Here is an 18,558-nt window from a genome sequence, read left to right as displayed (position 1 = left end):
TCCCTCGATGTCGACTAGGCTCTAAGCACTGCTTGATTATCCTTGTGACGTCTTGTCGAATTCTTTTGCCCGCGGGGGCGGGTGTTGTACCTTTTTCCTGTCACTCGTCGACTTTCAAACAGAACCCTGGAGCCTGACCACTGATTCGAGAGGTGCCCCATGAGTCTGCTGCTTGAACCCTATACCCTTCGCCAATTGACCCTGCTCAACCGCATTGCGGTGTCGCCAATGTGCCAGTATTCGAGCGTCGATGGTCTGGCCAATGATTGGCACCTGGTCCACCTCGGCAGCCGTGCCATCGGCGGGGCCGGGCTGGTGTTTACCGAAGCCACGGCGGTCACGGCCGACGGGCGGATTACCGCGCAGGACCTTGGTCTGTGGAACGATGAGCAGATCGAGCCGCTGCAACGCATCACTCGCTTCATTGCCGCCCAGGGTGGCGTTGCGGGTATCCAGTTGGCCCATGCCGGTCGCAAGGCCAGCACCTGGCGCCCTTGGCTCGGCAAACATGGCAGCGTAAAACCTGAAGACGGTGGCTGGTTGCCGGTCGGGCCGTCGCCCATTGCTTTTGATCCTCAGCACACGCAACCCAAACAGCTTGACGATGGTGAAATCGCCGATGTGATTCAGGCCTTCGTCGATTCCGCCAAGCGCGCGTTGGCCGCCGGTTTCAAAGTGGTGGAAGTGCATGCGGCCCATGGTTATCTGTTGCATCAATTCCTCTCACCGCTGAGTAATCAGCGGCGCGATCAATGGGGCGGCTCGTTCGAAAACCGCATTCGCCTGGTGTTGCAAGTTACCGAAGCCGTGCGCGCGGTGTGGCCGCAAGAGTTGCCGCTGTTTGTCCGGGTCTCGGCCACGGACTGGGTCGAGGATGGCTGGAACCCGGATGAAACCGTCGAGCTGGCGCGACGCCTGAAAACCCTGGGGGTCGATTTGATCGATGTTTCGTCGGGTGGCACGGCGGTCAACGCGGAAATTCCGACCGGCCCTGGTTATCAGACGCGCTTCGCGGAAAAGGTCCGCAAGGAGGCGGAAATCGCCACCGGCACTGTCGGCATGATTACCGAGCCGGCACAGGCCGAACACATTCTGCGCACCTGTCAGGCGGATATCATTTTCCTGGCCCGTGAGTTGTTGCGCGATCCGTACTGGCCGCTGCATGCGGACGACGACCTGGGTGGACGCAAAGCCGTCTGGCCGGCGCAGTACCAACGGGCTACCCATCGTGATCAACCCATTCATGAATCTGATCTGCGTGAATGATTGCGCCGTTACGAAAAAAGCCCCTGAATCGTGAGATTCAGGGGCTTTCGTTTGATCGGGAAACCAATCAGGCCGCTTCGATCTTGCTGCGGTTTTGCTCGACCTTGTTCAGGTAGTCCTTGAGCTTGTCCTGTTCCTCCGGCGTGGTGAACAGGCCAAGCTTGCTGCGGCGCCACAGAATGTCATGGGCGGTGGTGGCCCATTCTTCGCTGCACAGGTAGTCAACTTCGCGGGTATAGAGGCCGCCGCCGATGTGTTCGCCCAGATCGCCAAGGTCCTGCACCCCTTCGAGCATGCGCCAGGTCCGGCTGCCGTAGGTGGTGGCCCAGCGACGCGAGATTTCGGTCGGAACCCAGTCGAACCGGTCACGAATTTTCGAGCTCAACGCCTGCGGGGTCGTCATGTCTTCGCCGCCTGGCAGGGGCGAATCGGCGGTCCAGCTCGGTTTGATGTGCGAGAAGTACGGTGTCAATTGCGCCAATGCCGACTCGGCCAGTTTGCGGTAAGTGGTCAGCTTGCCGCCGAATACCGACAGCAACGGGGCTTCTTCGCCGGAGCCCGACAGGGCGAGGGTGTAATCACGAGTCACCGCCGACGGGTTGTCCGATTCGTCGTTGCACAGCGGACGCACGCCGGAATAACTGTGCAGGATATCGTCCCGGCTGATCTGTTTTTTGAAGTGGGCGTTGACCACGTTCAACAGGTAATCGGTTTCGCCATCGGTGATTGCAACCGCGGCAGGGTCGCCGGTGTACTCGCGGTCGGTGGTGCCGATCAGGGTGAAGTGGTTCAGGTACGGAATGGTGAACACGATGCGCTGGTCTTCGTTTTGCAGAATGTGCGCATGTTCGCCTTCGTACAGCTTCGGCACGATCAGGTGGCTGCCCTGGATCAGACGGATGCCGTACGGCGATTCCATTTTCAGGTCATCACGAATGAACTTGGCGACCCAGGGGCCGGCCGCGTTCACCAGTGCCTTGGCACGAATCGAAAACAGGCTGCCGTCGGCTCGTTCCAGGTGCAGGTGCCACAGCCCCTTGGTGCGACGAGCGCTGACGCAACGGGTCTGAGTATGAACGTGGGCACCTTTTTCCCGGGCTTCGATGGCATTGAGCACCACCAGACGCGCATCGTCGACCCAGCAGTCGGAATACTCGAAGCCTTTGGTGATTTCGCTTTTCAGTGCGCTGTCCGCAGCAAACTTCAGGCTTTTCGAGCCCTGGAGTTGTTCGCGTTTACCGAGGTTGTCATACAGAAACAGCCCGGCGCGGATCATCCAGGCTGGACGCAGATGAGGGCGGTGCGGCAACACGAAGCGCATTTGCTTGACGATGTGCGGCGCCTTGGCCAGCAGCACTTCGCGCTCGGCCAATGCTTCGCGCACCAGACGAAATTCGTAATGTTCGAGGTAGCGCAGGCCGCCATGGATCAGCTTGCTGCTGGCGGACGATGTGTGGCTGGCCAAGTCATCCTTTTCGCAAAGGAACACTGACAGACCGCGGCCTGCGGCGTCCGCTGCGATCCCTACACCATTGATCCCGCCACCAATGACGGCGATATCGTAGACCTCGGCAAGAGGGGGCGTAGGCAAGGTGGAAGTGGGCATCGGCTAAGGCCTCGGGTGTTTTTGATTTTCTGTATTTGATTACGAACATAAATGTTCATTTGCGAAAATACTAGCCCATAAAGATGCGCACAGCCAGTCAGCTTCGATTGAAAATACTCATCGAAGGGCGGCGAAAGGAAAATTTACGAACATTGAAGCGTTAGCGGAGGGCTTTTGTGGCGAGGGAGCACGCTCCCGCTCGGCGGCGAAGCCGTCGCATTGACGGCTGATCCGATGATTCTGAGGGAACTCGATTGAATGGTGGAAGGGCTGCCTCGCAGCCCAACGGGAGCAAGCTCCCTCGCCACAGGGGAGGGGGGTGCTTAAACGACTTCCAATCTAACCTTGTGCTGGCTCAACAACTGCGCCAGCGCCGGGGAAGGCTGCTGATCGGTCACCAGGCAATCGACCAGGCTGATCGGCCCCAGGCGAATCATGGCGTTGCGCCCGAATTTGCTGGAGTCGGCGGCGAGGATCACTTGTCGGGCATTGGCGATGATCGCCTGGGACACCCGCACTTCCTGATAATCGAAATCCAGCAAACTGCCGTCTTCATCGATGCCGCTGATCCCGACCAGGGCGAAGTCGACCTTGAACTGGTTGATGAAATCGACACTGGCCTGACCCACCACGCCACCGTCACGCCGCACGTTGCCGCCGGTCAGCAGCACGTCGAAGTCGTCCTTGGCACTGAGCATCGAGGCCACATGCAGGTTGTTGGTGATGATCTTCAGATGGTTGTGATTGAGCAGGGCGCGGGCGATGGATTCGGTCGTCGTGCCGATGTTGATGAACAGCGACGCGTGATCCGGGATCTGTGCGGCAATGGCTTCGCCGATACGCTGCTTTTCATCGCGCATCTGATCGGCACGCATGGCGTAAGCGGTGTTTTCGACACTGGAGTCGTAAGCCGCGCCGCCGTGGTAACGACGCAGCAAATTGGCTTCCGCGAGCTGGTTGATATCGCGGCGGATGGTTTGCGGAGTAACAACGAACAGCGTGGCCATTTCCTCGATACTGACGTAGCCGCGTTCGCGAACCAGTTCGAGGATTTGCTGCTGACGGGGAGGCAGATTCATGGGGCGTCCTTTGGGCTGCCGTGCAAAATTTGCCCATGATGCCGCAGGAATCCGCTCCCTGCCAGTTACATACAGATGCGAGTCTGCTGGTTGGCTTATTCAGCTTCGTCTTCAGAGGCCCAATCGCGAGTGCGGCTGACCGCTTTTTTCCAGCCGGCGTAAAGCTTTTCCTTCGCCGCTTCGTCCAGGGTCGGTTCGAACTTGCGCTCGATCACAGCCTTGCCGCGCAACTCTTCCAGGCTACCCCAGAAGCCACACGCCAGGCCGGCCAGGTAAGCGGCACCCAGCGCCGTGGTTTCACGCATTTGCGGGCGCTCGACCTGAGTACCGAGAATGTCGGCCTGGAACTGCATGAGGAAATTGTTCGCCACAGCACCACCGTCCACGCGCAAGGCTTTGAGACGTTCGCCGGCATCCTGCTGCATGGCATCGAGCACGTCGCGGGTCTGGTAGGCGATCGACTCCAGTGCGGCACGGATGATGTGATCCACGCGTACACCGCGGGTCAGGCCGAACAGCGCGCCACGGGCATACGGGTCCCAGTAGGGAGCGCCAAGACCGGTAAAGGCCGGCACCAGGTACACGCCGTTGCTGTCCTTGACCTTGTTGGCGAAGTATTCAGTGTCGTGGGCGTCGTTGATGATCTTCAACTCGTCACGCAGCCATTGCACGGTGGAGCCGCCGTTGAACACCGCGCCTTCCAGCGCATAGGCCACTTCGCCGCGCGGGCCGCAGGCGATGGTGGTGAGCATGCCGTGGTTGGATTTCACGGCTTTGTCGCCGGTGTTCATCAACAGGAAGCAGCCGGTGCCGTAGGTGTTTTTGGCCTGACCGGCCTCGACACACATCTGGCCGAACAACGCCGCTTGCTGATCGCCGGCGATACCGCCGATGGCGATGCCGCTTTTGGTCTGGCCGTAGATTTCCGATGACGACTTCACTTGCGGCAGCATTTCCCGGGGGATATCCAGCACCTCCAGCATCTTCGTATCCCACTCCAGGGTGTGGATGTTGAAGAGCATGGTGCGCGAGGCGTTGGTGTAGTCGGTGACATGCACTTTGCCGCCGGTAAATTTCCAGATCAGCCAGCTGTCGACGGTTCCGAACAGCAATTCACCGTTGCGCGCGCGCTCACGGCTGCCTTCGACGTTGTCGAGAATCCATTTGAGCTTGGTGCCGGAAAAGTACGGGTCGGTGACCAGGCCCGTGGTGTCGCTGATGTATTGCTCATGGCCATCGCGCTTGAGCTGCTGGCAGATTTCGGTGCTGCGTCGGCACTGCCAGACAATGGCGTTGTAGATCGGACGCCCGGTGTTCTTGTCCCAGACCACCGTGGTTTCACGCTGGTTGGTGATACCGATGGCCGCGACCTGATCGTGATGCAGGCCGGCTTGCGCCAGCGCCTCGACCATCACCGCGCTTTGCGTGGCAAAGATCTCCATCGGGTCATGTTCGACCCAGCCGGCTTGCGGGTAGTGCTGTGCGAACTCCCGCTGGGCGGTGCAGACCACGTTGGCGTCGCGGTCGAAAATGATCGCGCGGGAGCTGGTCGTACCCTGATCGAGGGCAATGATGTAGTTCTTATTCTGAGTGTCGGTCATGTCGATTGCCTTGGACGAAATATGGGAGCGAGTTCTGGCGCGCGATCTGTTCGGCAGGATCATGCGCCAACGGTATCAAGAAATTCTCGGTTTGCCGTCAATGGCCGGTGTTGCTTCCTTCATTGCGGGCTCGGTGCTCGGTAGATGGCGGGCGATCAAGCCGCGATAAGCGGCTGCACCCAGGCAGGCACCGACGATCGGTGCAAATATCGGAATCAGGAAATACGGAATATCGCGACCGCCGGTGAAGGAAATATCGCCCCACCCCGTGAAGAAAGTCATCAGCTTGGGGCCGAAGTCGCGCGCAGGGTTCATCGCGAAACCGGTCAGCGGCCCCATCGAACTGCCAATGACCGCAATCAACAAGCCAATCAGGATCGGCGCCAGCGGGCCATTGGGCAGGCCATTGTTATCGTCGGTCAGCGACATGATCACGCCCATCAGGATGGCGGTGATGATCACTTCCACCAGGAACGCTTGCGCCGTGGTCAGGCTGGGGTTGGGAAACGTGGAAAACACCGAGGCCAGTTCAAGACTGGCTTGGGTGCCGCGAACCATGTGGTGAGTTTGTTCGAAATCGAAGAAAAGGTTGCTGTACAGCGTGTACACCAACAGGGCACCGCAAAAGGCGCCAGCGATCTGGGCAAAGATATAGAACGGTAGTTTGCGCTTTTCGAAATCGGCAAAAATGCTCAGTGCAATGCTGACGGCTGGATTGAGATGCGCGCCGGAAACCCCGGCGGTCAAGTAGATGGCCATGCTCACGCCGACGCCCCAGATGATGCTGATTTCCCACAAGCCGAAGCTGGCGCCCGCGACCTTGAGCGCGGCAACACAACCCGTACCAAAAAAGATCAGCAGCGCAGTACCTAAAAATTCGGCCATGCATTGGCTCGAGAGGGACGGTTGTTGTAAAGCGGTAGTCATTGAAACCTCATTTTTTTTCTTGTCTGGCGCTTTCATTCCATCATGGTCAGAGCGCATTTTTCCCCAAGGCAGGATCCCCATCCTGTCCCGGTTTACAGCTGGGCACTGCGGTAAGACGTTTCGTACAGTTTCATAAACGAAAAAATATAGACAAGAAACACTGCTGTCAAAGGTCGAAAGTGAACCATTGGTCACAAATAAACTATTAATCCTGTGAATGATCCCAACGGGTGCTGATTGGTGGCCTGTTCAACCGGCACCGGGATAGAGCCTTTTGCGTATCAATGTCCTAGAATTCCGCGCAAGATTTTTTTACTGCCTCCCAGTCTGGAGCTGCCATGACCCCCGCATTGGATTTGCTGAAAAAGGTTCGCGCCGAACACCGGGTGCACAGTTATGAACATGATCCGAAAGCTGCGTCTTACGGATTGGAGGCTGCAGAGAAGCTTGGACTGGACCCGGCGCAAGTGTTCAAGACTTTGCTGGCGGCCAGTGAAAAGGGTGAATTGCTGGTGGCGGTGGTGCCAGTTGGCGGCAGCCTGGATTTGAAACACCTGGCCCACGCCGCCGGGGTGAAAAAAGTCGAAATGGCCGACCCCGCAGCTGCGCAACGCGCTACGGGGTATCTGCTGGGCGGGATCAGCCCGCTGGGGCAAAAGAAGCGCTTGCGCACATTTATAGACAATTCTGCCCAGCCCTTGGCGAGCATTTTCGTCAGTGCCGGTCGGCGTGGCCTGGAGGTCGAATTGGCCCCGGCGGTGCTGGCCGAACATACTCAGGCTAAGTTCGCCGACATCGGCCGCACCTGAGGGGCTGGATACGTCGCTGTATGGGGAAAATCGGGCTGTTCTGTCACTGGTGCGTTTTTCCCCGCGACCTCATGCTCGACGATCTGACACAGGGAGATGGTTATGCAACTCGAGTTTCATCAGGTCGACGCGTTCAGCGATCAACCATTTAGCGGCAACCCGGCAATGGTCTATCGGCTGGACGCCTGGCTTGCCGATGAGTTGATGCAGAAGATCGCCGCCGAACACAACCTTGCCGAAACGGCTTTCGTCGTACGAGAAGGGCTGGGCTGGCACATCCGCTGGTTTACCCCGTCCACCGAAGTCCCGCTGTGCGGGCACGCGACGTTGGCCAGTGCCCATGTTTTGTTCGAGATCTACAAGGAACCGGTCGAGCGCCTGGACTTCACCTGCAAGTCAGGCCCACTGAGCGTCAGTCGCGAGGGTGGACGTTTGTGGCTGGATTTTCCGACGATCATCCCGTCGGAAGTGGGCGTGACCCTTGATGTCGAGCGTGCGCTCGGCGTGGAAGCAGTAGACGTGCTCGGCTCGAATGAATTGTTCGTGGTGCTGGAGTCTGAGCAGGCCGTGCTCGATTGCAAACCGGACATGGCCGCATTGGCAAAACTGCCGTGGCTGGGCGCCATCGTCACGGCCCGGGGCAGCAAACATGATTTCGTCTCGCGCTACTTCGCGCCGGCGATTGGCATCAACGAAGACCCGGTGACCGGATCGACCCATTGCAGCCTGATTCCGTATTGGTCGAAACGTCTGGGCAAGTCGGGTTTGACGGCTTACCAGTGCTCGGCGCGGGGCGGGGAGTTGTTCTGCCGGCTGGAAGGGGATCGGGTGAAGATAGGCGGGAATGCAACGCTGGTGGCCAGCGGCACGCTGATGCTGGGCTAATGCAAATCCGTTGTGGGAGCGAGCCTGCTCGCGATAGCGGTACATCAGCCAACATTGTTGTTGAATGTGAAACCGTCATCGCGAGCAGGCTCGCTCCTACAGGGAAGGTGTTGATTAACTAACGCTGCTGTACCGCCGCACACCCGATTCAACGGTCGGAATCTGCGCCGCCATACTGCCGCTCGCCTGGAATAGCACCAGGTGTTCGGCAGAGACACGAATGCCCACCTCGGCACCGATCTGTTGATCGACATGGCTCGGGAAGATCGACTCCAGCTGGGTACCGGTCGGCAATTGCAGGCGATAGAGCGTTGATGCGCCCTGGAAAGACTTGCCGACGATTCGTACCTTCAATGCGCTGTCTGGTGCATAAACGATATCGTCCGGACGCAGCAGTACGTCCACTGCGCCGCCTACCGGCCAGGTATAGGCCCGGTTACCGCGCAACTCGCCCAGCTCGGTTTGCACCGACTCCGGGCTGCTGAGTTGGCCACGAATGAAGTACCCCTGGCCGATGAAGCTGGCCACGTAGGGCGTCAGCGGTTCGTGATAGAGGTTGTAGGGCGTATCCCACTGCTCCAGCCGTCCTTCCTTGAAAACACCCACATGATCGCTGACCGCGAAGGCTTCTTCCTGATCGTGGGTCACCAGAATCGCGCTGGTGCCACGGGCCTTGAGAATGTCGCGCACTTCGTGGCTGAGCTTGCGGCGCAGTTCGCCATCGAGATTGGAGAACGGTTCGTCGAGCAACAGCAACTGCGGCTCGGGCGCCAGGGCGCGGGCCAGGGCAACGCGTTGCTGCTGACCACCGGAGAGTTCGTGGGGGAAGCGCTTGCCGAGGCCTTTGAGGTTGACCAGCTCCAGCAACTCTTCGGTGACGCGATCCTTTTGCGGATGCTTGCGAATCCCGAAGGCGATGTTGTCGGCCACACTCAGGTGCGGAAACAATGCGTAGTCCTGGAACACCATGCCAATCCGGCGCTTCTCCGGCGCGAGGGTGAAACCGGCGCTGGAGATGGTTTCTCCTGCCAGCTGGATGTCACCTTCGTGCACCGGCTCGAAACCGGCTATGGCGCGCAGGGTGGTGGTCTTGCCGCAGCCTGAAGAACCGAGCAGGCAACCGATGTCACCGGCGTTCAAATGCAGGTTGAGGTTTTGCACCACACGCTGGTCTTGATAACCGCAGGCGAGGTTGCGCAGGTTGAGCAGTAATGGCTGGCTCATGCGTGGTGATACGCCGGCTCAACGAGAAACTCGAGCAGGGCCTTTTGTGCATGCAAGCGGTTTTCAGCTTGATCCCAGGCGACCGAGCGTGCGTCGTCGAGCAGGTCGACGCTGATTTCTTCGCCGCGGTGCGCAGGCAGGCAATGCATGAACAGCACGTCCGGTGCGGCCAGGTCGAGCAGTGCGCGGTTGACCTGGTAGGGCGCGAACAGCTGAAGGCGCTTGGCGGTCTCTTCCTCCTGGCCCATCGAGGTCCAGACGTCGGTGCTCACCAGGTGGGCGCCGCGTACGGCGTCTTGCGGATCGCGAACGATGGTCACCCGGTCCCCAGCCTTGGCCACGAATTCGGGGTTGGGCTCGTAACCTTCCGGGCAGGCAACGCGCAACTGGAAGTCGAACTGGATCGCCGCTTCTATATAGCTGTTGCACATATTGTTGCCGTCGCCGATCCAGGCCACGGTCTTGCCCTGGATCGAGCCGCGGTGTTCGAGGAAGGTCTGCATGTCGGCCAGCAACTGACAAGGATGCAGGTCGTCGGACAGACCGTTGATCACCGGTACGCGCGAGTTGGCGGCGAACTCGGTCAGATTGCTGTGGGCAAAGGTGCGGATCATCACCGCATCGAGCATGCTCGACATGACGATGGCGCAGTCGCCGATCGGTTCGCCGCGGCCCAGTTGGGTGTCACGGGGCGACAGGAATATCGCCTGGCCACCGAGCTGGATCATGCCGGCTTCGAAGGAAATGCGGGTGCGGGTCGAAGACTTTTCGAAAATCATCCCGAGCACGCGGTTTTTCAGGGGCTCGAACAGTACGCCGCGGTTACGCAGGTCTTTGAGCTCAACGCCTCGACGGATCACGCTGACCAGCTCTTCGGGCGTGCAATCCATCAGGGAGAGAAAGTGCCTTGCGCTCATCATTGACTACCTTTTTGCTACAAACCGCAGATGCTCAAAGCCTTGTTTGACGGAACAACGGGCGAGACCTGCGGCGTAAGCCGCACGGGGCGACGAAATAGGGGAAGGCGCGATCTTATAATTAAATGTCGCGTCTTACCAATAGGGCTACGGTTTTTAGGGGATTTCAGAGGGGCTACGGGATGACCGCAGTCGCGCATTTGAAGCCTGTTTCCTGACAGCAGCGGGCCATTTGTACACCGGGCCTGCGCGGCTTGGCAATCAAACGGGGCGCGGATAACGCATTGTGGGTCGGTTTGCGCCTGGATATTCGCTGAATTTCGCAACAGTACGTCTGATCTGAAATATTTGCTAATGCAAAGTGCTGGGTTATAAATAAGTCACGAGCGACGCAGGAAGCCACCGCAATGGAATCGAAAGAACAGCAACTTATGGAATTGCTTGGCCTTACAGCCCGCTCCCTGACGCACCTGACCGCGTCGATGACTTCGATGTCTTTCGAACTGCTGCGCAGCAACGATCAGACTACCCGCGACGCTGGTCGGCGGATGATCGACCGCATGGCCACCATCAGTGCCGGGCTCGACGATCACTGGCGATTGATTGGCGAACTGACCGGGGTGCATGTCGCCCACGAGCAGATCGAAACCATCCAGGAAATCCAGTCGCAGGCTCCACCGAGGCTGCCGTCAAGCTGATCGACAACGGCCATCGGCTGGCCTGATGGTCACCGATTCACAAGATGAACGTCGCTGGCGCGGTTGCGGGGCAGGCGCCATAGTTTTGTTTCCGCGGCCGACATTGCCCGCTCAGAACAAGACAGAGACTGGCCATGACCAAGACTCTCCATCACCGTGCCTGCCACCTGTGTGAAGCCATCTGCGGCCTGACCATCGAAACCACCGAGGCCGACGCCGGCAACCTGCAGATCACCTCGATCAAGGGTGACCCTCTGGATACGTTCAGCCGTGGGCATATTTGCCCCAAGGCTGTCGCCCTGCAGGATATTCAGAACGATCCTGATCGCCTGCATAAACCGATGCGACGGATGGGCAGCGAATGGCAGCCCATCGAGTGGGAAGACGCCTTCAAACTTGTCGCCGAGCGGCTGGCGGCAATCCAGGAACGTCACGGACAAAACGCAGTGGCGGTCTATCAAGGCAACCCCAGCGTGCACAATTATGGGTTGATGACCCACAGCAATTACTTTCTCGGCTTGCTGAAAACCCGTAACCGGTTTTCAGCAACGTCGGTTGACCAGTTGCCCCATCATTTGACCAGCCATTTGATGTACGGCCACGGTTTGTTGCTGCCGATTCCAGACATCGATCACACCGACTTCATGCTGATCCTCGGGGGTAATCCGCTGGCCTCCAACGGCAGCATCATGACCGTGCCGGATGTGGAAAAGCGCTTGAAAGCCATTCAAGCAAGAGGCGGCAAAGTGGTCGTGGTCGATCCTCGACGCAGTGAAACGGCGGCGATCGCCGACCAGCATCTGTTCGTGCGTCCTGGCGGCGACGCGGCGCTGTTGTTCGGCCTGCTCAATACGTTGTTCGCTGAAGGACTGGTCCGTGACAGTCACTTGCCTGTTGACGGTCTGGATGACGTTCGCGAGGCAATCGCGACATTCACCGCCGAAGCCATGAGCCCGCTTTGCGCGGTGCCAGCCGAGCAGATCCGCCAACTGGCGCGGGACTTTGCCGCTGCGCCAAGCGCGGTTTGCTACGGTCGCATGGGCGTCTCGACCCAGGCGTTCGGCACGCTTTGCCACTGGCTGGTGCAGTTGATCAACCTGGTGACCGGTAATCTCGATCGTGTTGGCGGCGCCTTGTGCACCGAGCCGGCGATCGACCTGGTGGCCTCTACTTCGGGTGGGCATTTCAATCTGTGGCAGAGCCGGGTGTCCGGGCGTCCGGAGTACGCCGGGGAGCTGCCGGTATCAGCGCTGGCCGAAGAAATATTGACCGAGGGCGAAGGGCAGGTCCGTGCGCTGATTACCGTGGCGGGCAATCCAGTGTTGTCGACGCCCAATGGCCGACAGCTGGAACAAGCGCTGGATGGACTGGAGTTCATGGTCAGTGTCGACTTGTACATCAATGAAACCACGCGATACGCCGACCTGATCCTGCCGTCCACCTCGGCGCTCGAAAACGATCACTACGACACCACGTTCAACATGTTCGCCGTGCGCAATGTCAGCCGGTTCAATCGTGCAATTCTGCCCAAACCCGAAGGTGCGCTGCATGACTGGGAGATTTTCGTCGGATTGGCCCAGGCATTCGCCGCGAAGACCGGCAAGGAGCTCAAACCCACCATCGCTCCGGCGCAGATGATCGATCGTGGTCTGCGCATGGGCCTGTACGGCGATGCGTCAGAGCAAAAACTGTCCTTGGCGACATTGTTCGACCATCCCCATGGCGTTGATCTGGGGGCGCTCAAGCCAAACCTGGCGTCGCGTCTGAAAACCGCCAACCAACGGATTCAGGCCGCACCTGCCGCGATCCTTGCTGATCTGGCGCGCTTTTGCGCACTCCAGGCCCCGGCAGCCGATGAGTTGCTGATGATCGGCCGTCGCCATGTGCGCAGCAATAACTCGTGGATGCACAACTATCATCGTCTGGTGAAGGGCAAGCCGCGCCATCAGTTGCTGATGCACCCCGATGATTTGGCCAGTCGGGGCTTGAGTGACGGGCAGCGTGTGCGGGTCAGTTCACGGGTCGGGGTAATTGAAGTGGAGGTGCTCGGCAGTCTGGATATGATGAAAGGCGTGGTCAGTCTTCCGCACGGTTGGGGCCATGCGCGCCCAGGCGTGCAAATGACGATTGCCAGTGGCCAGCCGGGCTCCAGTGCCAACGACCTGACTGACGAATGTCAGCTCGATGAATTGTCCGGAAATGCGGCGCTCAATGGCGTCCCGGTGACCGTGGCAGCGGCCTGATCGTATCTGACGGAGAGACCGAGCAGGGCGCTCGGCTTTCCGTTACAATGCGCCACCGTGCCGACCCATGAGTCGGAAAGTTCAGCCGAGGTGCTCCATGGATATCATCGAAACGATTAAAGAGCAGATTGCCAACAACACCATTCTGCTTTACATGAAAGGCTCGCCGAATGCCCCGCAGTGCGGCTTCTCCGCTAAAGCCGCGCAGGCCGTGATGGCATGTGGCGAAAAGTTTGCGTACGTGGACATCCTGCAGAACCCGGAAATCCGCGCCAACCTGCCAAAATACGCCAACTGGCCAACCTTCCCGCAGCTGTGGGTTGCTGGTGAGCTGGTCGGCGGTAGCGACATCATGACCGAGATGTCCGCCGACGGCTCGCTGCAGGCGCTGATCAAGGATGCAGCTGCCAAGGCTGCTGCTCCAAAAAGCGAAGCCTGATCTCGTATCTTTGTAGGAGCAAGCTCAGCTCCTGCAACGAGCAAGAACAAAAAAGCCCCGCTTCTTCAAAAGAGAACGGGGCTTTTTATTGCATCGCAATTAATCGCGTCGAACTTACTCGTCTTCGCCCATCTGCGATTGCAGATAGTTCTCCAGACCAATCTTGTCGATCAGGCCCAGTTGGGTTTCCAGCCAGTCGATATGTTCTTCTTCGGACTCAAGGATGTCTTCAAGCAGTTCACGGCTACCGAAGTCGCCGACTTTCTCGCAATGCGCGATGGCGGCTTTCAGATCGGCGTGACCGGTTTTCTCGATACGCAGGTCGCACTCAAGCATTTCCTTGGTGTGCTCGCCGATGTGCAGCTTGCCCAGGTCCTGCACGTTCGGCAGGCCCTCGAGGAACAGGATGCGCTTGATCAGCTTGTCCGCGTGCTTCATCTCATCGATGGATTCGTGATACTCGTGTTTGCCGAGTTTGTTCAGACCCCAATCCTCATACATCCGTGCATGCAGGAAGTATTGGTTGATCGCGACCAGCTCATTGGCAAGGATCTTGTTGAGATGCTGGATGACTGTAATGTCGCCTTTCATGATGGGGTCCTGCCCTTTATTAGCTGTCTATAAGGCAGAGTTTGAGCCGCACAACTAAGAGTGTCAAACCTAAGTTATTGAATAATATATGAAAATTAATCGGAATAAGAATGTTTGTGTTCCGCGTCTAGCATCTAACTGGTTGATTTTCAGGCATAAAAAAACCGGACATCAGTCCGGTTCTTTGAAATGGGATATTCAGGCGGCGGTAAATTCTGCGGGAAAAGGAATCGCAGCTTGCGCGGTTTGCAGTTCCATCAGGGTTTCACGGACCACTTCCTTGGCCAGGCAGGCACATTTGCCACATTGACTGGCAACGCCTGTGGCTAAACGGACTTCTTTGTAGCTGCAGCATCCTTCATAGATCGCATCGCGGATTTTACCGTCGGTGACACCAGTGCAGAGGCAAACATACATAAGAGAAGACCGTCGCTTGTTTATGCTCGAATGCGATGGATCTTAATGTTAACGAGAATGATTGTCAAAGTGCTTTGAGGCAACATTTCTCCAGGGCTGACGAACGGTTTTTCTTCACTGCGCAGGCGCTGATTTTGCTCCTGCAATTTTACGCCAGCAGGAAAAACCGTTGAGGACAGGCCAAACACGCAGTGTATGATGGCCGGTCTTTGCGCAACGGATTTGTGTCACAGGGCTGTCGCCTGAGAGTGGCAGGCTGGCGCAAACCTTGTTATTCACGTTTCTACACCAGGAGATATCCAATGAGCGTACTCGTAGGCAAACAAGCCCCTGACTTCACCGTACCGGCCGTACTCGGCAATGGCGAAATCGTAGACAGCTTCACCCTGTCGTCGGCCATCAAAGGCAAATACGGCCTGGTGTTCTTCTACCCACTGGACTTCACCTTCGTTTGCCCGTCGGAGCTGATCGCTCTGGACAACCGCATGTCTGAGTTCAAGGCACGCAACGTTGAAGTGGTCGCGGTTTCGATCGATTCGCACTTCACCCACAACGCCTGGCGCAACACTCCGGTCAATAATGGCGGTATCGGCGAAGTCCGTTACACCATGGCTGCCGACATCAAGCAGGAAATCATGAAGGCCTACGACGTTCAGTCCGCTGACGGCGTAGCGTTCCGTGGCGCTTTCCTGATCGACGACAAAGGCGTTGTCCGTTCGCAGATCATCAACGACCTGCCGCTGGGCCGTAACATGGAAGAGCTGCTGCGTCTGGTCGACGCTCTGCAATTCCACGAAGAGCACGGCGAAGTCTGCCCTGCCAACTGGAAAAAAGGCGACAAAGGCATGAACGCTTCGCCAGAAGGCGTTGCGGCTTACCTGACCGAGCACGCTGCCGCACTGTAAGGCGCACGCTCCAGCTTTAAAAAGCAGATAAAAAAAAACCGGCCTTAGAGGCCGGTTTTTTTATGGGGGGGCGGCGAGCTATCAGTCGTCGAAATCTTCCCAGCCACCCATTTGTTTCCAGCGATTGACGATGCCGCAGAACAGTTCGGCGGTTTTCTCGGTGTCATAGCGAGCCGAGTGAGCCTCGCGACCGTCGAAGTCGATATCCGCCGCCTGACAAGCCTTGGCCAGCACAGTTTGACCGTAGGCCAGACCGGCGAGGGTCGCGGTGTCGAAGCTGGAGAATGGATGAAACGGGTTGCGTTTCATGTCCAGGCGCGCGACCGCAGCGTTGAGGAAGCCCAGGTCGAAGCTGCTGTTGTGGCCGACCAGAATCGCCCGCTTGCAGCCATTGGCCTTGAGCGCCTTGCGCACGCCGCGGAAGATATCGTTCAGGGCAGTTTCTTCACTCACGGCCATGCGCAGAGGGTGATCGAGCTTGATCCCGGTGAACTCCAGCGCTGCCGCTTCGACGTTCGCGCCTTCGAAAGGCTCGACCCGGAAGAAGTAGGTGTGATCCGGGTAGACAAAACCCTTTTCATCCATGGCAATGGTGGTTGCGGCGATTTCCAGCAGGGCGTCGGTGGCCGAGTTGAAACCACCGGTTTCTACGTCGACGACAACTGGCAGATAGCCACGAAACCGTGCGGCCATCGGGTGACGGGAACCACCGCCACCGCCTTGGCCTTCCTGTTCGTCGTCGAAATGGTCTTCACTCACGCGTGTTCCTCCAGCAGGCGCCAGCGCAGTTTTTCACCGGCGCGCAGCGGGATAACGGTCAGCTCGCCAAACGGCAGGCTGGTTGGGGCAGTCCATTCTTCACGGACCAGGGTGATGCGATCGGTGTTTGCCGGCAGGCCATAGAAACGCGGGCCGTTGAGGCTGGCGAAGGCTTCGAGCTTGTCCAGTGCATTGCGTTGTTCGAACGCTTCGGCGTACATCTCGATCGCTGCATAAGCGGTGTAGCAACCGGCGCAACCGCAGGCGGCTTCCTTGGCATGCTGGGCGTGGGGCGCCGAGTCGGTACCGAGGAAGAATTTCTCGCTGCCACTGGTGGCGGCGTCGAGCAGGGCTTCCTGATGGGTGTTGCGCTTGAGGATCGGCAAGCAATAGAAGTGCGGCCGGATCCCGCCCACCAGCATGTGGTTGCGGTTGTACAGCAGGTGATGCGCGGTGATGGTCGCGCCAACGTTGGCCGAGGCCGAGTTGACGAACTGCACGGCGTCAGCGGTGGTGATGTGTTCGAACACCACTTTGAGCGTCGGGAAACGCTCGACTACACGGCGCATGTGCTCATCGATGAAGATTTTTTCGCGGTCGAAGACATCGACATCGCCGCGGGTGACCTCACCGTGGATCAACAAAGGCATTCCGACTTCGGCCATGGCCTCCAGTGCCGGGAAAATCTTGTCGATACTGGTGACGCCAGAGTCCGAGTTGGTGGTCGCGCCGGCCGGGTACAACTTGGCGGCGTGAACGAAACCGCTGGCCTTGGCCTCGCGAATTTCTTCAGGCTGGGTGCGATCGGTGAGGTACAGGACCATCAGCGGTTCGAACGGGCTGCCGGCCGGGCGGGCAGCGAGAATCCGCTGGCGATAGCCGTCGGCTTCAGCCGCATTGCGGACCGGAGGGACCAGGTTGGGCATGATGATGGCGCGACCAAAGGTGCGCGCGACATCCGCAACGGTATTGGTCAACACGGCACCATCGCGAAGATGAATGTGCCAGTCGTCGGGACGCAGCAGGGTCAGGCGGTCGGACATGAGGGGATTCCAGGCGGGTCAAACTGAGGGGAATGCTACCGGAAAAGACACTTGCAGGCACTCGCTATCAAGTTTTGCAGGAAGCTTCCGATATCCAACAGGTATGCCGTAAACATCTGTGTGTCGGTCTTTTTGTTGTAGAAGCCAGTGGAGCCTCCCGTGCGCCAGCGTTATTTAGCCTTGCTCAGTGTGTTTGCCAGCCTTCCCGCGATGGCGCTCACTTTCCAGACTCGTCTGGAGAGCATTGAGTGGACGGTCGAAGGTGACAAGTTCGAGTGCCGCTTGACCCAGCCGATCACCGATTTCGGCTCAGGGCAATTCGTGCGACGCGCTGGCGAGCAGGCGACGTTTCGTCTGAATGCCTATAACGCGATGCTGGGTGGAGGCTCGGCCACGCTGTTGGCGGCGGCTGCGCCGTGGCAACCGGGGCGCGGTGACATCAATCTCGGCTCCGTTCGAATCGGCAGCGGCAACGTGCTGTTCAACAGTTCACAAGCGCAGGCCGGACGGCTGATCAGCGGCCTGATTGACGGTCGCAGCCCTGTGGTACGGCATTCTTCGGCGGATGGTCGGGTATCGGAAGTACGCTTGTTGCCGGTCAGGTTCAACAAGGCATTCGCCGATTACCAAAGCTGTGTGGCCAAATTGTTGCCGCAGAATTTCGATCAGGTCAAACAATCCGAAGTGGGTTTCCCCGGTGGCGGTATCGATCTGGATGCGGCAGCGAAAGCCAAGCTCCGGGTGATGCTGGAGTACATGAAGGCTGATCCGACGGTTAACCATATCGAACTTGACGGCCATTCCGACAACAGCGGTAACCGCCTGACCAATCGCGACCTGTCACGACGTCGAGCCTTGGCTGTGATGGAGTTCTTCAAGGCCAACGGGATCCAGGAGTCGCAGATCACCCTGCGCTTTCACGGCGAAGCCTATCCGTTGGCGCCCAATATCAACAACGCCAATCGTTCGAGAAATCGTCGTGTGACCATACGTCTGGAACGGGGAGCACCACCCGAGCAGGTGGCACCTCAAGCCGTGAAACCGGCCACTTCAACGACTTCCTGACTCTACGGTCATCGTCGCGCTCTCGACATAATCTGTCGCTTCGTCGTCATAAGCTGTCGCGCCACTGTAAATTATCCTGCATGA

The 18,558-nt window shown here is 58.5% G+C and carries 18 protein-coding genes; 8 read left to right on the top strand and 10 right to left on the bottom strand.

Features of this window, described 5'->3' with window-relative positions:
* Positions 1-159: 159 nt before the first annotated feature.
* A complete protein-coding gene (locus tag ASD60_RS08660; RefSeq protein WP_056853615.1) occupies positions 160-1,266 on the top strand; it encodes an NADH:flavin oxidoreductase/NADH oxidase in 1,107 nt (368 codons plus the stop codon).
* Positions 1,267-1,333: 67 nt separating this feature from the next.
* On the opposite strand, the gene glpD is transcribed toward ASD60_RS08660, so the two are convergent.
* The 4 genes from glpD to ASD60_RS08640 all read right to left on the bottom strand — a co-directional run bounded on the left by glpD (position 1,334) and on the right by ASD60_RS08640 (position 6,479).
* A complete protein-coding gene (gene glpD / locus ASD60_RS08655; RefSeq protein ID WP_056853614.1) occupies positions 1,334-2,872 on the bottom strand; it encodes a glycerol-3-phosphate dehydrogenase in 1,539 nt (512 codons plus the stop codon).
* Positions 2,873-3,195: 323 nt separating this feature from the next.
* Complete coding sequence (locus ASD60_RS08650) at positions 3,196-3,951, bottom strand: DeoR/GlpR family transcriptional regulator (protein WP_056853613.1); 756 nt, start codon at positions 3,949-3,951, stop codon at positions 3,196-3,198.
* 95 nt (positions 3,952-4,046) lie between these two features.
* Positions 4,047-5,552: a glycerol kinase GlpK gene (gene glpK / locus ASD60_RS08645; RefSeq protein WP_056853612.1), complete on the bottom strand. Its 1,506-nt coding sequence runs from the start codon at positions 5,550-5,552 to the stop codon at positions 4,047-4,049.
* A gap of 75 nt (positions 5,553-5,627) precedes the next feature.
* Positions 5,628-6,479, bottom strand: a complete 852-nt coding sequence (locus tag ASD60_RS08640) for an MIP/aquaporin family protein (RefSeq protein ID WP_056853611.1) — start codon at positions 6,477-6,479, stop codon at positions 5,628-5,630.
* A gap of 338 nt (positions 6,480-6,817) precedes the next feature.
* Between ASD60_RS08640 and ybaK the strand changes: the two genes are divergently transcribed.
* Positions 6,818-7,288 (top strand): Cys-tRNA(Pro) deacylase, encoded by a 471-nt coding sequence (gene ybaK, locus ASD60_RS08635; protein ID WP_056853610.1) that lies wholly within the window; start codon positions 6,818-6,820, stop codon positions 7,286-7,288.
* A gap of 102 nt (positions 7,289-7,390) precedes the next feature.
* A complete protein-coding gene (locus ASD60_RS08630; protein WP_056853609.1) occupies positions 7,391-8,173 on the top strand; it encodes a PhzF family phenazine biosynthesis protein in 783 nt (260 codons plus the stop codon).
* Positions 8,174-8,287: 114 nt separating this feature from the next.
* On the opposite strand, the gene ASD60_RS08625 is transcribed toward ASD60_RS08630, so the two are convergent.
* Positions 8,288-9,397: an ABC transporter ATP-binding protein gene (locus ASD60_RS08625; protein ID WP_056853608.1), complete on the bottom strand. Its 1,110-nt coding sequence runs from the start codon at positions 9,395-9,397 to the stop codon at positions 8,288-8,290.
* Positions 9,394-10,314 (bottom strand): ornithine carbamoyltransferase, encoded by a 921-nt coding sequence (argF, locus tag ASD60_RS08620; protein WP_056853607.1) that lies wholly within the window; start codon positions 10,312-10,314, stop codon positions 9,394-9,396. The genes ASD60_RS08625 and argF overlap by 4 nt, the downstream gene beginning before the upstream one ends.
* Before the next feature lie 407 nt (positions 10,315-10,721).
* Between argF and ASD60_RS08615 the strand changes: the two genes are divergently transcribed.
* The 3 genes from ASD60_RS08615 to grxD all read left to right on the top strand — a co-directional run bounded on the left by ASD60_RS08615 (position 10,722) and on the right by grxD (position 13,694).
* Positions 10,722-11,012: a hypothetical protein gene (locus ASD60_RS08615; protein ID WP_056853606.1), complete on the top strand. Its 291-nt coding sequence runs from the start codon at positions 10,722-10,724 to the stop codon at positions 11,010-11,012.
* Between the two features lie 134 nt (positions 11,013-11,146).
* Positions 11,147-13,255: a molybdopterin oxidoreductase family protein gene (locus tag ASD60_RS08610; RefSeq protein WP_056853605.1), complete on the top strand. Its 2,109-nt coding sequence runs from the start codon at positions 11,147-11,149 to the stop codon at positions 13,253-13,255.
* 97 nt (positions 13,256-13,352) lie between these two features.
* Positions 13,353-13,694: a Grx4 family monothiol glutaredoxin gene (grxD, locus tag ASD60_RS08605; protein WP_056853604.1), complete on the top strand. Its 342-nt coding sequence runs from the start codon at positions 13,353-13,355 to the stop codon at positions 13,692-13,694.
* Between the two features lie 114 nt (positions 13,695-13,808).
* Here grxD and bfr read toward each other — a convergent pair whose 3' ends face one another.
* Positions 13,809-14,285: a bacterioferritin gene (gene bfr, locus ASD60_RS08600; RefSeq protein ID WP_056853603.1), complete on the bottom strand. Its 477-nt coding sequence runs from the start codon at positions 14,283-14,285 to the stop codon at positions 13,809-13,811.
* A 198-nt stretch (positions 14,286-14,483) separates the two neighbouring features.
* The gene (locus tag ASD60_RS08595; protein ID WP_056853602.1) at positions 14,484-14,702 is read right to left on the bottom strand and encodes a bacterioferritin-associated ferredoxin; all 219 of its coding nucleotides are present in this window, start codon (positions 14,700-14,702) and stop codon (positions 14,484-14,486) included.
* Between the two features lie 302 nt (positions 14,703-15,004).
* Here ASD60_RS08595 and ASD60_RS08590 point away from each other — a divergent pair, with 302 nt between their 5' ends.
* Positions 15,005-15,607 (top strand): peroxiredoxin, encoded by a 603-nt coding sequence (locus tag ASD60_RS08590; RefSeq protein WP_007971324.1) that lies wholly within the window; start codon positions 15,005-15,007, stop codon positions 15,605-15,607.
* An 81-nt stretch (positions 15,608-15,688) separates the two neighbouring features.
* Here ASD60_RS08590 and rnt read toward each other — a convergent pair whose 3' ends face one another.
* Together rnt and pyrC are read right to left on the bottom strand one after the other, a co-directional pair.
* Positions 15,689-16,366: a ribonuclease T gene (rnt, locus tag ASD60_RS08585; RefSeq protein ID WP_056853601.1), complete on the bottom strand. Its 678-nt coding sequence runs from the start codon at positions 16,364-16,366 to the stop codon at positions 15,689-15,691.
* Positions 16,363-17,409, bottom strand: coding sequence for a dihydroorotase (pyrC, locus tag ASD60_RS08580; RefSeq protein ID WP_020799892.1), 1,047 nt, complete (start codon positions 17,407-17,409; stop codon positions 16,363-16,365). Before pyrC ends, rnt begins: the two co-directional genes overlap by 4 nt.
* 159 nt (positions 17,410-17,568) lie before the next feature.
* Here pyrC and ASD60_RS08575 point away from each other — a divergent pair, with 159 nt between their 5' ends.
* The gene (locus tag ASD60_RS08575; protein WP_056853600.1) at positions 17,569-18,474 is read left to right on the top strand and encodes a flagellar protein MotY; all 906 of its coding nucleotides are present in this window, start codon (positions 17,569-17,571) and stop codon (positions 18,472-18,474) included.
* The last annotated feature ends 84 nt before the right edge of the window (positions 18,475-18,558 follow it).

It is taken from the genome of Pseudomonas sp. Root562 (genome assembly GCF_001427125.1).
Lineage (GTDB): Bacteria > Pseudomonadota > Gammaproteobacteria > Pseudomonadales > Pseudomonadaceae > Aquipseudomonas.
The sequence above is the reverse complement of the archived record's forward strand: the minus strand, read 5'-3'. Positions and strand labels throughout refer to the sequence as shown.

Excerpts from the sequence above, each read along its gene's own strand:
- ASD60_RS08660 (WP_056853615.1), top strand. The coding sequence starts at position 160 with ATGAGTCTGCTGCTTGAACCCTATACCCTTCGCCAATTGACCCTGCTC.
- glpD (WP_056853614.1), bottom strand. The coding sequence starts at position 2,872 with ATGCCCACTTCCACCTTGCCTACGCCCCCTCTTGCCGAGGTCTACGAT.
- ASD60_RS08650 (WP_056853613.1), bottom strand. The coding sequence starts at position 3,951 with ATGAATCTGCCTCCCCGTCAGCAGCAAATCCTCGAACTGGTTCGCGAA.
- glpK (WP_056853612.1), bottom strand. The coding sequence starts at position 5,552 with ATGACCGACACTCAGAATAAGAACTACATCATTGCCCTCGATCAGGGT.
- ASD60_RS08640 (WP_056853611.1), bottom strand. The coding sequence starts at position 6,479 with ATGACTACCGCTTTACAACAACCGTCCCTCTCGAGCCAATGCATGGCC.
- ybaK (WP_056853610.1), top strand. The coding sequence starts at position 6,818 with ATGACCCCCGCATTGGATTTGCTGAAAAAGGTTCGCGCCGAACACCGG.
- ASD60_RS08630 (WP_056853609.1), top strand. The coding sequence starts at position 7,391 with ATGCAACTCGAGTTTCATCAGGTCGACGCGTTCAGCGATCAACCATTT.
- ASD60_RS08625 (WP_056853608.1), bottom strand. The coding sequence starts at position 9,397 with ATGAGCCAGCCATTACTGCTCAACCTGCGCAACCTCGCCTGCGGTTAT.
- argF (WP_056853607.1), bottom strand. The coding sequence starts at position 10,314 with ATGAGCGCAAGGCACTTTCTCTCCCTGATGGATTGCACGCCCGAAGAG.
- ASD60_RS08615 (WP_056853606.1), top strand. The coding sequence starts at position 10,722 with ATGGAATCGAAAGAACAGCAACTTATGGAATTGCTTGGCCTTACAGCC.
- ASD60_RS08610 (WP_056853605.1), top strand. The coding sequence starts at position 11,147 with ATGACCAAGACTCTCCATCACCGTGCCTGCCACCTGTGTGAAGCCATC.
- grxD (WP_056853604.1), top strand. The coding sequence starts at position 13,353 with ATGGATATCATCGAAACGATTAAAGAGCAGATTGCCAACAACACCATT.
- bfr (WP_056853603.1), bottom strand. The coding sequence starts at position 14,285 with ATGAAAGGCGACATTACAGTCATCCAGCATCTCAACAAGATCCTTGCC.
- ASD60_RS08595 (WP_056853602.1), bottom strand. The coding sequence starts at position 14,702 with ATGTATGTTTGCCTCTGCACTGGTGTCACCGACGGTAAAATCCGCGAT.
- ASD60_RS08590 (WP_007971324.1), top strand. The coding sequence starts at position 15,005 with ATGAGCGTACTCGTAGGCAAACAAGCCCCTGACTTCACCGTACCGGCC.
- pyrC (WP_020799892.1), bottom strand. The coding sequence starts at position 17,409 with ATGTCCGACCGCCTGACCCTGCTGCGTCCCGACGACTGGCACATTCAT.